Source organism: Trinickia terrae (assembly GCF_005144415.1).
Taxonomy (GTDB): Bacteria; Pseudomonadota; Gammaproteobacteria; order Burkholderiales; family Burkholderiaceae; genus Trinickia_A; species Trinickia_A terrae.
The window spans coordinates 1-14,408 of record NZ_SWJE01000004.1; the positions used below are offsets into that span (position 1 = coordinate 1).

Annotated in this window: 13 protein-coding genes and 2 pseudogenes; 12 read left to right on the forward strand and 3 right to left on the reverse strand. The window is 58.7% G+C overall.

Annotation, left to right across the window (positions count from 1 at the left end):
• Nucleotides 1–883 precede the first annotated feature (883 nt).
• The 3 genes and pseudogenes from FAZ69_RS33810 to FAZ69_RS07700 all read right to left on the reverse strand — a co-directional run.
• Nucleotides 884–1,065, reverse strand: a pseudogene (locus FAZ69_RS33810) (efflux transporter outer membrane subunit); the annotation flags it as partial.
• Between the two features lie 379 nt (nt 1,066–1,444).
• The gene (locus FAZ69_RS07695) at nt 1,445–1,813 is read right to left on the reverse strand and encodes a BON domain-containing protein (protein WP_136893369.1); all 369 of its coding nucleotides are present in this window, start codon (nt 1,811–1,813) and stop codon (nt 1,445–1,447) included.
• Between the two features lie 33 nt (nt 1,814–1,846).
• Entirely contained in the window at nt 1,847–3,271 is a 1,425-nt protein-coding gene (locus FAZ69_RS07700) for an MFS transporter (protein WP_136893370.1), read from the reverse strand.
• A gap of 409 nt (nt 3,272–3,680) precedes the next feature.
• Between FAZ69_RS07700 and FAZ69_RS07705 the strand changes: the two genes are divergently transcribed.
• The 12 genes and pseudogenes from FAZ69_RS07705 to FAZ69_RS07760 all read left to right on the forward strand — a co-directional run bounded on the left by FAZ69_RS07705 (nt 3,681) and on the right by FAZ69_RS07760 (nt 14,070).
• A complete protein-coding gene (locus tag FAZ69_RS07705) occupies nt 3,681–4,643 on the forward strand; it encodes a PDR/VanB family oxidoreductase (RefSeq protein ID WP_206171177.1) in 963 nt (320 codons plus the stop codon).
• A gap of 140 nt (nt 4,644–4,783) precedes the next feature.
• Nucleotides 4,784–5,185 carry a RidA family protein gene (locus tag FAZ69_RS07710; RefSeq protein WP_136893371.1) on the forward strand — a complete coding sequence of 134 codons (402 nt, stop codon included), beginning with the start codon at nt 4,784–4,786 and terminating at the stop codon, nt 5,183–5,185.
• On the forward strand, nt 5,182–5,850 hold the full coding sequence (locus FAZ69_RS07715) for an RraA family protein (protein ID WP_136893372.1): 669 nt from the start codon (nt 5,182–5,184) through the stop codon (nt 5,848–5,850). Before FAZ69_RS07710 ends, FAZ69_RS07715 begins: the two co-directional genes overlap by 4 nt.
• On the forward strand, nt 5,851–6,507 hold the full coding sequence (locus FAZ69_RS07720) for an RraA family protein (protein WP_136893373.1): 657 nt from the start codon (nt 5,851–5,853) through the stop codon (nt 6,505–6,507).
• On the forward strand, nt 6,507–7,178 hold the full coding sequence (locus FAZ69_RS07725; protein ID WP_136893374.1) for an RraA family protein: 672 nt from the start codon (nt 6,507–6,509) through the stop codon (nt 7,176–7,178). Before FAZ69_RS07720 ends, FAZ69_RS07725 begins: the two co-directional genes overlap by 1 nt.
• 38 nt (nt 7,179–7,216) lie before the next feature.
• Nucleotides 7,217–8,212: an amidohydrolase family protein gene (locus FAZ69_RS07730; RefSeq protein ID WP_136893375.1), complete on the forward strand. Its 996-nt coding sequence runs from the start codon at nt 7,217–7,219 to the stop codon at nt 8,210–8,212.
• Nucleotides 8,213–8,232: 20 nt separating this feature from the next.
• A complete protein-coding gene (locus tag FAZ69_RS07735) occupies nt 8,233–9,222 on the forward strand; it encodes a DODA-type extradiol aromatic ring-opening family dioxygenase (RefSeq protein WP_136893376.1) in 990 nt (329 codons plus the stop codon).
• Nucleotides 9,223–9,241: 19 nt separating this feature from the next.
• Entirely contained in the window at nt 9,242–10,522 is a 1,281-nt protein-coding gene (locus FAZ69_RS07740) for an aromatic ring-hydroxylating oxygenase subunit alpha (protein WP_136893377.1), read from the forward strand.
• 146 nt (nt 10,523–10,668) lie between these two features.
• On the forward strand, nt 10,669–11,229 hold the full coding sequence (locus FAZ69_RS07745) for a cytochrome b (protein WP_136893378.1): 561 nt from the start codon (nt 10,669–10,671) through the stop codon (nt 11,227–11,229).
• A 105-nt stretch (nt 11,230–11,334) separates the two neighbouring features.
• Nucleotides 11,335–11,898 (forward strand): annotated as a pseudogene (locus tag FAZ69_RS07750) (YceI family protein).
• Nucleotides 11,899–11,964: 66 nt separating this feature from the next.
• Nucleotides 11,965–12,543 carry a YceI family protein gene (locus tag FAZ69_RS07755; protein ID WP_136893379.1) on the forward strand — a complete coding sequence of 193 codons (579 nt, stop codon included), beginning with the start codon at nt 11,965–11,967 and terminating at the stop codon, nt 12,541–12,543.
• A gap of 54 nt (nt 12,544–12,597) precedes the next feature.
• Complete coding sequence (locus FAZ69_RS07760; RefSeq protein ID WP_136893380.1) at nt 12,598–14,070, forward strand: benzaldehyde dehydrogenase; 1,473 nt, start codon at nt 12,598–12,600, stop codon at nt 14,068–14,070.
• Nucleotides 14,071–14,408: the final 338 nt, after the last annotated feature.

Sequence of the window (14,408 nt, forward strand, 5' to 3'; positions counted from 1 at the left end):
AAGACCGGAGTGCCGTCCTCGCCTGCTACTGCGGCACCGTTAATGAAATGACTAATCTGCCTCATCGTCTCTGCTCCTTCCATACCGACCGGACCGCAGCCTCGCCCAATCGGCGAATGTTGAACACGTGGCTCGCCTCTGTGATGACAAGTTATACATTGCTATACTGTGTGTCAACTATGATGTACTATGTTATTTTAAGAGCCGAAGCGGTCCCGCTTGTCTATGGCGGAACGGCACGATTCAAGGAGGTTGGCAATTGAGGGCGAAGGAATGGGAACTGCGGCGGGCAGTCGAGGCGGCACTGGAGAAGCGACCCAAATAAGTGTGGGCAGCTGAACGGTTCGGCGTGACGTTGCGGCGAATCAACCGGCTGGTTTGGGTCTATCGGCAAGGGCGCGTGATTGGGCCGGCCTCGAAACCGCGCGAGCAACCGAGCAACCCGCGCATTGACCCCGTTGAGCGCGAAGCAGCTATTGCTTGCATGTGCGAGCGCGACACGCCGCAGTCACCGGTCATGGCAGTCCATATCGGAAACTGAGGGTCTCGATCAGGAATCGCTTGCACGAACTACTTATGGCTCGACGGCCTGCTCGCGGACAAGAAGAATTGGCTCGGCGCTAGGTTCAGCGTCGCTGAGGCATACCTCTTCACGTAGACGTACTGGGAATTGGGTGTCTCACGCGAAGGTGGAACTCGGCGGATTCGACGCCATCGCCTGTTATATGCAGCGTGTTCGCGCGCGACTTGCCGTGCACGCGGCATTGAAGGCCGAAGGCATTCCTGCCAGAGTTTCAGTTCGTGCGCGGCGTCCACCAAGCCACGGTTGCGGGCTTTGCCGCCCCGACCGGCTCACGCGGAGTCGCAACCGGCGTCGGCGGCCGACCCGTCCGCCTGCCTTCCAGTCGCCGCCAAGCGAACGATCGGGCGCGACGGCCGCAAGTGCATGCTCGCGCTTCGCCTCATTGAGCGATTCCGAATTGCGCAGATACTCGTCCTGCCCCGCAAGCACACGTCGAGGAAGTTCGACGCGCCGCCCCGATAGAGCTCGTGGGAAAGTTGCATATCAGGCTGTGTAAAAACGTCCAGCGCGGCCGATCAGTTCAGCCCAGCCTCTGTGAATTAGCTTCGGGACGAAAGGGCGTCGTCCAAAGAGCGCTTACCAAATACCCGCGCTTCGGCGCTGAATTCGCGCCCACGTTTGCGCATAGAGTTTCGCAACGATCTCAGGGGGCGTGTTGGTTTCGGACGCGATTGCCTTAATGACATCCTCAATGTCAGGCTGAGCCATGTGCTCACCTGGCGCTGAAAGAGAAGCGGGTGGCATGCATTCCGCACGCGGGCAAGACACGATACCTGCGAAAAGCCGCACAGGCGATCCGGCCAGCGGAGTGGCCGTGCGGCTTCGACCCTGGCCCAATGGGCATTGGCATACCGGCCCCGATCAATTTCCGGTCGGGCGCATGATCAGCGCGTTGCTCACCGACGTCACGCCGGCAACGCCATTGGCGACTGCGGTCGCGCGGTCGATCTGCGACTGTTCTGGAACCGTCCCCTGCAGGGTCACCGCGCCGCCTTTGGCACGCACGGTAATGTTGGAGACGTTGATGTTCTTGTCCTTTGCGAGCGCCGCACGCACCTTGCGGGAAAGCGCGCGGTTGGCGGCTTTCGCCGCCTTTTGCTGCTGCTTGGTGACAGCGGTCGCGTCGCTTGCGGCTGCGACGGGCGCGGATGCATCCTGCGCGTACGCCTGAAGCGAGGTGGCGATCAGTATTGTGCTGGCGGCCAGTTTGAGTACCTGAATTGCCTTCATGCAGTTTCTCCTGTTGTCAAAGTCTTCTTGAGTTCAACGCGCCGATGACGATGCTGACTGTGTAACTTGGCCAGTTGCCTGCTCAGACGTCGGCAGTTCAAAAATCTGAAAGCTACCTAACGTTCGTCGCATGAAGCCGGTCAGCGCGATTGTCGCTACGAGGCTGAGCGCGAGAGGTACGATGGGCGCAAGTAGGATCTGCTTGAGTGGTAAGAAATTCAGCAAGACACTTCCGGCGAGTGGACCGATAACGGAGCCTAGTCGTCCGACGCCCGCAGCCCAGCCGGCGCCCTTCGCTCGGATCGGAGTTGCATAGATAAGTCCCGAGACCACGAGAAGGCCTGTTTGGCAGCCTACGAGCGAAAAACCAAGAAGTGCACACCAGATCGCAGACGCGGACAAATTGGTCTGGGTCGATCCGATCGCAGCGATTGCGGGCATAGCCGTTAGTATCAGCGTACCTACCAGCACCGTTCCCCATCGGACCATCAACGCGCTAATCAAAACACTGCCCAGAATGCCGCCGATAGGCATGACGGAAATTAGGTAACCTGTCTGTTCGCCGGAAAATCCCAATGCGCGAAAGATTGTTGGCGCCCAGCTGAAAACGTAGTAGACGACGCCATAGTTGATAAAACAAAGGCACCACAGCATGACGGTCGCGAAGCGATATCCCGGCTGCAGAAGCGGCGTGGGCGAGATGCCTGCTTTCGTTGACTCCTCGGTGGCGACCGGAGCAATACTGGTCGGGACGTTGTCTTCTCCATATATCCTCCGGACCAGCTTCTTGATCCGGTCCTCGTTGGTGGGACGGAGTGCGAGGTACTTGATGGATTCCGGAAGCAACCACAAAAGAGCGAACCCGAGCGCGACAGCGACGCAACCGCCCCCTAGAAGCAGGCTTCGCCAACCATAGATCTGCTGAACGAGCGCACTGCACCATGCTGCGACGACGCCTCCGAAGGGAACGCCCACTAGCACGAAGCCAACAAAAAAGCTGCGCACGCGTTTCGGAGCATATTCCGCGTTGAGCGAAACGAGGTTCGGAAGAATGCCAGCCAGACCTATGCCGGTGAGAAAACGTAGAAGCGCGAGTGTCTGGAGATTGGTCGCAAAGGCGGAGGCGAAAGTGAACGCGCCGAAGACGAACGTGCCAGCAACGACGCCAGCTTTCCGACCAAAGCGATCTCCGATAAACGCGAAGATGATCGCCCCGAGAACCATACCCGCGAGCCCGGCACTGAAAAGGAATCCGAGCGCGGCTGCCGGGACCGTAAATTCCTTTACCAGGCTTGGTGCTATGAGGCCGGCGACAGAAAGATCATAGCCATCTGCCAGCGCGACGATAAACGAAATGATCGCGAGCTGAAGATGAAAGAGGTTCGCCCGCTGCTGCTCGACCAGTCCTGCCACATCGACAGTGCCCGAATAAATTTGAGGTCCAGACTGATTGTCCATGGCTGTGTGCCGTCCTTACTTGTACCGAGGCCTTTCATCATTCGGGGCTTCGCCTGACGCGGGGCGGAGGGGAGAGTCTCAGCGATCTGCTTGCGACCGTAATGAATATTTTCGTGAATTCAATAATGAATAACAATCTGGTGGATACCCTGGTCATAAATGAACGGCAAAAGATCAGGGTTCCGTTGTGCGGCTAACTACCGGCACGAACTTGGAAGCCTTGGCAGCAGGCACCGGAGTACTCCTCAGACAGCGACGGATTGCTTCTCCGAAAGTCGACCATATCGGGAATACCCTGACGTGACAAAAATTGAATGCAATCTAGAATTCAATGAATGGGGGTGTTCCTGCTGGACCTTTTCTAGGCTATGAGGGCGCTGTCACAGCGGGAGCGAGGAGATGAAATTCGATGAATGCAATGAAGTTTCGTGTGTTTGGGCGTCGTTCTGAAGCTCTCGATGTGATTTCGCTGGACTTGCGGCCGCTGGATCCCACAGTGCGACTCCAGCCACACACCGCGGGGTCCCATGTAGATATTCGTGTGTCTCCCGAGGCCCCCTGGCGGCAATATTCGGTTTGCAATGCGCCCGGCGAGACGCACCGTTACCTGGTGGGTGTCGCGCTCGCGATGAACAGCCGGGGTGGGTCGTCTGCGATCCATAGTCAGGTTCGTGTTGGGGACATCATCGAAGTCAGCGCGCCCAGAAATCACTTTGGGCTCCGCGAGGAAGCGAGCCATTCAGTGCTGATTGCTGGGGGGATCGGTGTGACGCCGATCCTCGCGATGGCACGGCGGCTCCATGCTCTCGGCCGCCGATTCACGGTCTACTACTGCGTTCGCAGTCCGGCGCGGGCTGCCTTTGCCGAGGAACTGGAAGCAGTTTGTGAGCCCGGCGAATGTAATTTCGTCTTCGATGGCCTTTTCGGTGGGGGAAGGCTCGACTTCGAGGCCCTGGTACGGAAATACGGCGCGACAAGACATTACTACTGCTGTGGGCCTGAACGGATGCTCAACGCGTTCAGTCAAGCGACAGAGCGCCTTCCTGAAAGCCTGGTGCACTCGGAACGATTTCAGGCCGCCCCGCAGCCGCAGGTTGAAAGTACCGACGGCTTTGTGGTGTCACTTGCACGTACCGGACGCGAACTACCGGTTCCGCCGGGGCGCAGCGTGCTTGAGGTTCTGGAGAACGCAGGCGTGGCGATCGCTTCGTCCTGCCGGGATGGAGTCTGCGGTACCTGTGAGGTTCGCGTTCTTGAGGGACAGCCTGACCATCGCGATTGGGTACTGAGCGAGCGAGAGCGGCAGCAATGCGACCGTATGCTCGTATGTGTCTCAAGAAGTAAGGGCGAAAGAATCGTGCTCGATATCTGAGTCGATTTGGATATTCATCTTAGTTAGCGAATAGTAATTCGCATTCCAGAATATGGGTCGCGCATCCTGCAGGATGCGGGCGTTTAGGCGCGGCATAGAAAGATTTCTGCTGCAAGCAGTATCAAATTGGAGAGGAAGTTATGAGCAAACGAAAGTCCCGGTCCATCAACATTCCGGGATTGGACCACGGAAGTGCTCCGATTCCCATGGGTGCCCGTGTGGGCAACATGATCTTCTCGTCGGGCATCATGGGGCGCCACGCCGAAACGGGCGAGATTCCTGACGACGCAGAAGGTCAGGCAAAACTGGTCTTCTCCAACCTTCGTGCCTTCCTTGAGCAAGCCGGTGCAAGCCTCGAGGACGTCGGCCATGTGACAGCTTTCATCCGAGACGATTCGGTTCGTAAGGCGTTGAACGATCAGTGGTTGGTGTATTTCCCGGATCCCGATGACCGGCCAGCCCGTCACACACTTGTTCATTCCTTGCCTGGGCCGCTCAAGATCCAGCTCGAAATCATCGCTGTTGTTGGGGAGGGGATGTGAGCAACGACATCGTTATCCGCCTGCGTCGACTGGATTGTTGCGCAGTTTCCGATGCGCTCGACAAGCTTGGTCTGCCCCCGGCGGTAGGTAGCCTAAGACCTCTCTCGTCGGCTCGACGCATCGCTGGCCGGGTGATTACGTGCCAGCTCCTCAAAGCGGAAGATGTTCCGAAACGAGAGGGCCCTGTACGTCATTTAGGCACAACTGCCGTAGAGCACGCCGGTCCGGACGACGTCATTGTCGTTGAGCAGCGAACCGGTCTTCAAGCTGGCAGCTGGGGAGGAATTCTGTCACTGGCTGCAAGCAGCCGCGGGATCGCGGGCGTCGTTGCAGACGGCCTGGTACGTGACATCGATGAAGCACGCACGCTCGATTTTCCCATCTACGCACGAGGCGGTACGGCCAGGACGGCGCGGGGGCGTGTCGCCGAGTTTGGGACAAACGTGAACATCAAAATTGACGAGGTAGAGGTTTCTCCGGGTGATTACGTCATTGCAGATAGCAGCGGCGTTGCTTTCATTCCAGCGGGTGAGGCGGAGCGTGTATTGGCCGCTGCGGAGACCATTGCAACTCGCGAAGCGCTCATGGGCAAGGACATACTGGCGGGCCGACCGGTCGGTGAGGTGATGGGAAAGCAGTACGAGCACATGTTGAAGGGGGCGTAAATGAACGATGCAAATGTTGAGCGCGCCGCGCGACTCGATACGGCCACACTGAGCGATGCGCTGGACAAGTTGGGCATCAACGGCCAATGCTATCGCATCAAGCCTCGATCGAGTTCGTTCAGGATGACTGGTCGAGCGTGGACTATCAAATATGGGCCCGCTGCAAATCCTCCCGGGACAGTCGGTGACTACATCGACGAGGTACCAGAGGGTTCGGTCCTGGTCCTCGACAACGACGGTCGCGACGACGTGACAGTCTGGGGCGATATCCTGACCGAAGTGGCACACCGCAAGAAAATCGCGGGTACGGTCATCGATGGCATCAACCGAGACGTTTCCCTGTGTCTGGAACTCGGCTACCCGGTTTATAGCCGCGAGAGCTGGATGAGAACGGGTAAAGATCGCGTTCAGGTCGAGGCAAGCAACGTTCCGGTCAACATCGGAAATGCTCGGGTCTGTCCTGGCGATCTGCTCAGGGGCGATGCTGACGGTGTCGTCGCAATCCCAAAGGAGCATGAAGAAGCTGTCCTCGCGGCAGCAGAGCAGATTCATTACGCAGAGGATGCCATTCGACATGCGGTTCGGGAAGGGAAAAGCTTGCGCGAGGCACGGGAGCAATTCCGGTATCACCAACTGCAAACCCCGGAGGCGACGTAATGGCTGCCGAGCCCCATGTGGCGCCGAACGGCCCGACTATACGCGAAAGCGAGCGCTGCTACCCCAGTGAAGTACTCAAGGCGGCGGCTTGTCTGCCAACTGCTACGTTGCACGAAGCGGGAGGGCGCATAGGTGTCATGCCCTGTGCGATCAAGCCAGTAAGCCCTGGGTTTCGGTTGTGCGGTCCGGCAGTAACGGTTCACGGACCCGGCGGAGACAACTTGTGGTTGCATCGCGCGATCTATGTGGCGAAGCCTGGCGATGTCCTAGTCGTCTATGTCAATGGTGAATATGACTATGGATACTGGGGCGAGATTATGTCGGCTGCCGCGCAGGCCCGTCATCTTGCTGGCTTGGTTGTCGACGGTTGTGTGCGGGACGGTGCCATGCTCGCAGATGCTGGCTTCCCGATTTTCGCGAGAGGACTCTGCGTGCGAGGAACCGGCAAGGACTTCGGGGCCACCGGGTTCATCAACTATCCGACGTTGTTTGACGGACTCGTTGTCCGTCCCGGTGATCTGATCGTCGGCGACGGCGACGGCGTTGTCGCGCTACCGGGGGACGTCGCAGCGGACATCGTTGAGAAGGCAAAACAACGCGAGGACAAAGAGGCAGAAATTGTGCGCCGGATTCAAGCCGGCGAACGAACGTTGGAAGTCTACAACTTCTGACGTGTCACCTAGCTGACCAAGATCATTCGGAGATACATATGATCATCGATTCTCACGCGCACGTTGTCATCCCGCAGGAGAGTTTCCGTTACATGGCCGAACTCGTCGCCAGCCGTGCCAATCCGGCGACCAAGCCGAAGCTCAGCGACGAATCGGTTCGTGAGGCCGCTCAGTTCATCATCGATATTATGGACCGCGTCGGAACGGACATTCAGTTCCTGTCGCCGCGTCCCTATATGCAGATGCACTCCTTGAAGCCCGCAAAGGTGTCGGAGCTTTGGACGTCACACATGAACGATCTTGTATTCCGTACGACCGAGATCTTCCCGACGCGCTTTCGTGCGATTGCAGGTCTGCCTCAGTATCGTGACGAGTCGCCGGTCAACTGCATTCGTGAACTCGAATTTCGCGTCAAGGAGCAGGGTTTCATTGGCTGTCTGCTGAATCCGGATCCGACCGAGGGCGATGGTCCACCGCCGCCGGGCTTGGGAGACAAGTTTTGGTATCCCCTTTATGAGAAGCTCTGCGAGCTGGACATCCCGGCTCTGATCCACTCCGCAGGCAGCTGCCAGCCGCGCGAGTCGTACACGCTCAAGTTCATCAACGAAGAGAGCATCTCGATCATTTCGCTCATGGACTCGCGCGTCTTCGAGGACTTCCCGACGCTGAAGTTGATCGTGCCGCACGGAGGTGGTGCGATTCCCTATCATATGGGCCGCTTCCGCGCTTGGTCTGTCCGCAGCGGCGGCGAATACTTCGACGATCGCCTGCGTCGACTGCATTTCGACACGACCACTTACGACAAGGAGGCACTCGAGCTCCTCTTCAAGGTGGTCGGTCCGGATCGGGTCCTGTTCGCGACGGAGAAGCCTGGTACGGGCAGCGCCGTCGATCCAAACACGGGGCGCGATTTCGATGATCTCAAGCCGGTCATCGAAGAAATGACCCGGCTGAGCGAAGAAGACCGTCGGAACGTCTTTGAGTGCAACTGCACGCGCCTCTATTCCCGGTTCAAGTATCAATCGGGCGAGTAATCCACGACGGCGGAAAAATCATGGCTGAGATTGTAATGGGAATCGGCCTGTCCCATACCCCGTTGCTCACGCTTGAAAGTCAAAATTGGCTGCATCGGGCAAGTGCCGACTACGAAAATCCAAAACTCAATACATCCGACGGGCGCTGGATTAGCTACGCGCAGCTTCTTTCCGAAGTGGGACCCCGATATGCGTCGGTGGTGACTGTTGAGGAGCTCGTGAGGAAGGGCAGGATCTGCGAAAGCGCACTGGACAAGCTGGCCGATTCCCTTGCCAATTGCTCTCCGGACGTAGTCGTAATCGTCGGGGATGACCAGGCTGAGCTATTCGGCCCTGAGAACCAGCCCGCAATCGCGCTCTATCACGGGGCTCGGATGACGATGCTCGACAAATTCGGGGACGAAGGGTCGCCTGAATGGGTGCGCGAAATGGGGCGGGGATATCTGATGGACCGGCGGCATTCGATACCAGCATCGCCCGAGCTTGCCGGTTGGATGATTGGTTCGATGGTGGATGACGGGATCGACGTTGCCGCAGTCGGTGAACTCAAGGACCCGGCCGCAGGCTTTGGTCATGCTTACGGCTTTGTTGTCAAACGCCTGTTTCGTGGCCGAGAAATTCCTGTCGTGCCGGTTCTACTCAATACCTATTTTCCACCTAACGTGCCAACGGCGGCCCGTTGTCTGAAGATAGGGGCGGCGATCGGAGCGGCGGTGAAATCGTTTCCTAGCGATATACGGGTAGCAATCATCGCCTCAGGTGGTCTCAGTCATTTCGTTGTCGATGAGGAACTGGACTTGCGCGTTCTGCAGGCTCTGAAAGATAAGGATTGCGACGCGTTGCGTGCACTTCCGCGCGGCGCATTGAATTCAGGCTCGTCCGAGATTCTCAACTGGCTGACGGTAGCCGGCGCAGTGGAAACTCTAACACCGCATTGGACTGAGTATCAGCCGCTATACCGAACACCCGCGGGAACGGGGGTGGGCGCAGCGTTCATGGAATGGCGCTAGAGGAAACGAGGGGATAGCAATGTTGACGGAAGAGAAGAACAGAATGTTGACCCGGGTGGGACCGGGTGCCCCCATGGGGGAGCTGTTGCGTCGGTACTGGATGCCGATTGCGGGCGAGTCGGAATTCGACAGGGTGTCGATCAAACCTGTCCGATTGCTTGGGGAAGACCTTGTACTGTACAAAGACCTCACCGGCAATTTCGGTTTGGTCGACCGGCGATGTCCCCATCGGCGAGCAGATCTCGCATACGGAATGGTCGAAGAAAGCGGCATTCGCTGCAGTTATCACGGCTGGTGTATGGACCATACCGGCAGCTGCGTCGAGCAGCCGTTTGAGGACGCAGCCTTCCCCGAGCGCGAATTGAAGGGACGCATTCGCACAAAGGCCTACCCGGTCCAGAAGAAGGCCGGAATGCTGTGGGCATATCTTGGCCCGCAGCCAGCACCGCTGTTGCCGGACTGGGAGCCGTTCTCGTGGCGCAATGGCTTCACGCAAGTCGTCATTTCGACAGTTCCCTGCAACTGGTTTCAATGCCAGGAGAATTCAATTGACCCCGTTCATTTCGAATGGATGCACGAGAACTGGGGGCAGCGGCTTCGTGGGGGGAACTCTGAATATGGACCGGCCCACCTCAAGTTGGATTTTGAAGAGTTCGAATACGGGTTCGTATACAAGCGCATCAAGGAAAATACGACCGAGGACGATCCGCTTTGGACCGTTGGGCGCGTTTGCCTGTGGCCGAACGGCTTCTTCCTTGGGGAGCACTTCGAGTGGCGTGTACCGATCGACGATGAGAATACGCTTTCGGTAACCTGGAAGTTTACCAGGGTGCCGCGGGAGCGCGAGCCATATGAGCAGACATCGATACCGACATGGATCGGCCCGACGCATGACGCCAATGGGGAGTGGATCAACACGCACGTGATGAACCAGGACTTTCTTGCGTGGGTCGGACAGGGCGTTATCGCTGATCGCACAGAAGAAAACCTTGCTGGAAGCGATCGCGGGATTGCGATGATCCGCCGACGCTTTTTCGAAGAAATGGAGGCGATTGCAGCCGGGGCTGATGCAAAAGGAACAATTCGTGATCCGGAAAGGAATCGGGAAGTCGCTCTACCGATTGCAGATCGCGAAAGCGTTATGCGTGGTTACACCACGGATGAAATTCTGGCGGATCCGCGCAAACGCATGATGTTCACGCAGTACGTTTTCCAAGCGGGCCAACCGGACTCGGTTCGCGATGCGTTTTCGAAGGCCATGGGCATTGAGGCAACGGATTTCCGCGGCCTCAACCAGTGATGGAAAGGGTACTTGTTGCCTGTCTTTTCCAATAGGAAAACGCGTTTGGTCGCTACGCCGTTAGCAGCTTGCTGAAATACCTCCCTCCGAGTTATCGGTTGTGGCGACCGAAACGTTGATAGGAGAAATTTCCACTACTGAAACTTATGGTAACCAGCAATCGTCCTGCAAAGCCCATTCGCTACGGTGGTGTAGCAGTCAGCCTGCATTGGATGGTCGGGCTTCTGATGATCTGCGGCTTCTATTTGGGCTGGATCATGACGGACATCCCGGGTTTCACGCCAACCAAGCTGAAGTATTTCTCGTGGCACAAGTGGATCGGTGTCACCGTGTTCGCACTGGCCGTGATTCGTTTGCTCTGGCGTTTCACGCACCGCGCGCCGCCGCTTCCCGATATGACGTCCGCCCTCCAGAGGGCCGCGGCGCACGCGGTGCACGGACTGCTGTATCTGCTGATGCTGGCGATTTCGGTGTCCGGCTACCTTTACAGTTCAGCGGCCGGCATCCAGGTGGTATTCCTCGGCCTCGTGCCGCTGCCGACGATCATCGCGCCGGACACGACACTGAAGCTGTTGCTGCGTACCACGCACGTCTGGCTCAACTACACGCTGCTGCTGCTGTTCGCGCTGCACATGCTGGCGTCGATCAAGCACCACTTCATCGAGCGGGATGGAATACTCGGCCGCATGACCCCGTTTCTCAAGTGAACGGACCCGATGCATCGCGTACCGGTCGTCGAAATCTCTTCACCTTAAAAATGCTAATGGCATCAGTCTTAAGGATGCCGTATAGATGCCAGACACACTGACATGATGAAAAGCGCCTCAATTCTCCGGATACTCGCCGGACTCGTAGCCGCGTCACTTGCCGTCGCAGTGCCCGCCTTCGCGCAAGTCGATACCGCGAAGAGCAGGATCGTCGCCACTTCAAAGCAGATGAATGTTCCTGTCGACGGCAACTTCAGGAAGTTCAGTGCGCAACTCATGTTCGATCTGGCGAAGCCGCCGGCCGGCAGCGCAAACCTGACGATCGACACGTCCAGCTACGACCTCGGCGACGAAGCGTACAACCAGCAGGTGCGCGGCAAGGATTGGTTCGACGCCGCAACTTACCCGAAGGCGACCTTCGCGTTGACCGCGATCGCACCATCGGGCGGCAACCAGTACAAGGTCACCGGCAAGCTGACGATCAAGAGCGCCACTTAGACGGTGACCGTGCCCGTCACGATCACGCAGCAAGGCAATACCCAGGTATTCGACGGCTCGCTGCCGATCAAGCGGAGCCAGTTCAACGTCGGCACTGGCGAATGGAAAGACACATCGGTCATCGCGGACGATGTCGTGCTCAAGTTTCACCTTGTCGACGTCAGACGCTGACGCCAGGCAAATCTCATCAATCGGGTCAACCAGCGCGACGAGTGGCGCGCAATTCAGGAGAATGGCATGAAGAAGAATCTGTTGATGGCGGCAGGAGCGCTCGTTGCAGGCATGTCGATGAACGCGATGGCCACGGATGTCTACCAGCTCGATCCGATGCATACGTATCCGAGCTTCGAGGCCGACCACTTCGGCGGCATTTCGATCTGGCGCGGCAAGTTCAACAAGAGCAGCGGCACCGTGACGATCGATCGCGCGGCGAAGACGGGCACGGTCGACGTGACCATCGATCCGACGTCGATCAACACGGGCAGCGACCAGCTCAACACCGACTTGAAGTCGAAGCTCTTCTTCGACGTTGGGCAGTTCCCGACCGCCACCTACAAGGGTACGTCGATCCGCTTCCAGGGCGACACACCGGTGGAAGTGATCGGCGCGCTGACGATTCACGGCGTGACGAAGCCGATGAACCTCAAGATCGAATCGTTCAAGTGCTTCACGAACCCGATGCTCAAGCGCGAAGAGTGCGGCACGGAATCGACCGCGACGTTCGACCGCGCGGACTTCGGCATGGACTACGGCAAGACTTACGACTTCAGCATGAAGACGACGCTGCACATCCAGGCGGAAGGCATCAAGCAATAACGGGCTATCGGCCCAACCTGTCCTGTCCTTCACATAAGACACACCGGAGTCAGCATGAGCGTCAATACTTCCACCCACATCCTCGATAGCGACATCTGGCACGGCCGGCTCTTTACCGGCACGTGGCGTGACGGCGCGACCACGACCGATGTCATCGAGCCTGCGACAGGCAAATACCTCGCGCGCATCGGCATGGCCGATGCCGAGTTCGTCGCTGCTTCGTCGATGGCGGCTTTCGACGCGCAGCAGGCTTGGGCCGCGCTGCACTACGACGAACGCGCCGCCGTACTGCGCCGGGCCGCTCGGATCGCCGAAGAAGCGTTCGACGAGATCGCCGATTGGATCGTGCGAGAAAGCGGCTCGACGCGCGGCAAGGCTGCGTTCGAAGCGCAAGCGACCGTGAAGGCGCTGCTTGAAGCGAGCGCGCTTCCATCGCGCGCGGCGGGCGAGGTGCTGCCTTCCGTGCCGGGCCGCCTCTCGCTCGCGCGCCGCCGTCCGCTGGGCGTGGTCGGCGTGATCTCGCCATTCAATTTTCCGCTGTATCTGGCCATGCGCGCGGTTGCGCCCGCCCTGGCGCTCGGCAATGCGGTCGTGCTCAAGCCGGACCCGCGCACTGCGGTTTGCGGTGGCTTCGCGATCGCGCGGCTGTTCGAGCTGGCCGGCCTGCCGGCGGGCGTGCTGCAGGTACTGCCTGGCGACGGCGCGGCGGGCGCCGCGCTGACGAGCGATCCGCATATCGCGATGATCCAGTTCACGGGCTCCACCGCCGCCGGCCGCAAGGTGGGCGAGGCCGCCGGCCGCCATCTGAAGAAGGTATCGCTTGAACTGGGCGGCAAGAATTCGCTGATCGTCCTCGACGATGCGGACCTCGATCTCGCGGTCGCCAACACGGCGTGGGGTGCATACATGCACCAGGGCCAAATCTGCATGGCGTCGGGCCGCGTGCTCGTGCAACGCAAGATCTACGACAGCTTCCTGAAAAAGCTCGTCGCGAAGGCGCAGAGCCTGACAGTCGGCAATCCGGTCACCGGCAACGTCACGCTCGGCCCCCTCATCAACGCCGCGCAGCGAGATCACGTCGTCGGTTTGCTGGCCTCCGCTCAAAAAGCGGGCGCACGCATCGAGACGGGCGGAGGCTTCCTCGACCTGTTCTTCGAACCGACGGTGCTGAGCGGCGTGACCGCACAAAACCCGGTGTTCAACGAAGAGATCTTCGGGCCAGTCGCCGTCGTCGTGCCTTTCGACACGGATGAAGAAGCCATCGCGCTGGCGAACGACACGGAGTACGGACTCTCGATGGCCGTCATCACGCCGGACATTGGCCGCGCGCTGCGCATAGGCGAACGTCTGCGCACGGGGCTTCTGCACATCAACGATCAGACCATCAACGACGATGTGATCAATCCGTTTGGCGGCGTGGGTGCCTCGGGCAACGGCACGAGCATCGGCGGCTCAGCCAATTGGGAAGAGTTCACGCAGTGGCAATGGCTCACCGTGAAGGGCGAAGCTCCGCTTTACCCGATCTGACGACGCGAAGAAAGGCGGCGCGTCTCGCGGCCCCGCGCTGCGAGACGCGCCGGCATTTTTTGCATCGACAAACCACGCATCCTCACTTCCTTTGCCACGCTCTTCTGCAGGATGTCGGCAAAACCGCTCAGGCTGGAGGCGTAGCAATCGTCATATGCAACGATGCCAGCGTGACGCGTGTCTTGTTTCGCATAATTTATGTCGATTTAGACATTGCACAGCGAGTCATCGCGCAGGGAAACTGCACATGAACGGGACATGATTTGGACTTCGAACGACGTCGATGACGCTGTGAATTCCTAAAACCATCGACAGCCGTCGAAAAGAGGCTAGAATTC

What these genes read in the sequence shown, in the direction of transcription:
- FAZ69_RS07735 (WP_136893376.1), top strand. Translation starts at nt 8,233, where the DNA reads ATGGCTGAGATTGTAATGGGAATCGGCCTGTCCCATACCCCGTTGCTC.
- FAZ69_RS07695 (WP_136893369.1), bottom strand. Translation starts at nt 1,813, where the DNA reads ATGAAGGCAATTCAGGTACTCAAACTGGCCGCCAGCACAATACTGATC.
- FAZ69_RS07710 (WP_136893371.1), top strand. Translation starts at nt 4,784, where the DNA reads ATGAGCAAACGAAAGTCCCGGTCCATCAACATTCCGGGATTGGACCAC.
- FAZ69_RS07725 (WP_136893374.1), top strand. Translation starts at nt 6,507, where the DNA reads ATGGCTGCCGAGCCCCATGTGGCGCCGAACGGCCCGACTATACGCGAA.
- FAZ69_RS07760 (WP_136893380.1), top strand. Translation starts at nt 12,598, where the DNA reads ATGAGCGTCAATACTTCCACCCACATCCTCGATAGCGACATCTGGCAC.
- FAZ69_RS07705 (WP_206171177.1), top strand. Translation starts at nt 3,681, where the DNA reads ATGAATGCAATGAAGTTTCGTGTGTTTGGGCGTCGTTCTGAAGCTCTC.
- FAZ69_RS07730 (WP_136893375.1), top strand. Translation starts at nt 7,217, where the DNA reads ATGATCATCGATTCTCACGCGCACGTTGTCATCCCGCAGGAGAGTTTC.
- FAZ69_RS07700 (WP_136893370.1), bottom strand. Translation starts at nt 3,271, where the DNA reads ATGGACAATCAGTCTGGACCTCAAATTTATTCGGGCACTGTCGATGTG.
- FAZ69_RS07745 (WP_136893378.1), top strand. Translation starts at nt 10,669, where the DNA reads ATGGTAACCAGCAATCGTCCTGCAAAGCCCATTCGCTACGGTGGTGTA.
- FAZ69_RS07755 (WP_136893379.1), top strand. Translation starts at nt 11,965, where the DNA reads ATGAAGAAGAATCTGTTGATGGCGGCAGGAGCGCTCGTTGCAGGCATG.
- FAZ69_RS07740 (WP_136893377.1), top strand. Translation starts at nt 9,242, where the DNA reads ATGTTGACGGAAGAGAAGAACAGAATGTTGACCCGGGTGGGACCGGGT.
- FAZ69_RS07720 (WP_136893373.1), top strand. Translation starts at nt 5,851, where the DNA reads ATGAACGATGCAAATGTTGAGCGCGCCGCGCGACTCGATACGGCCACA.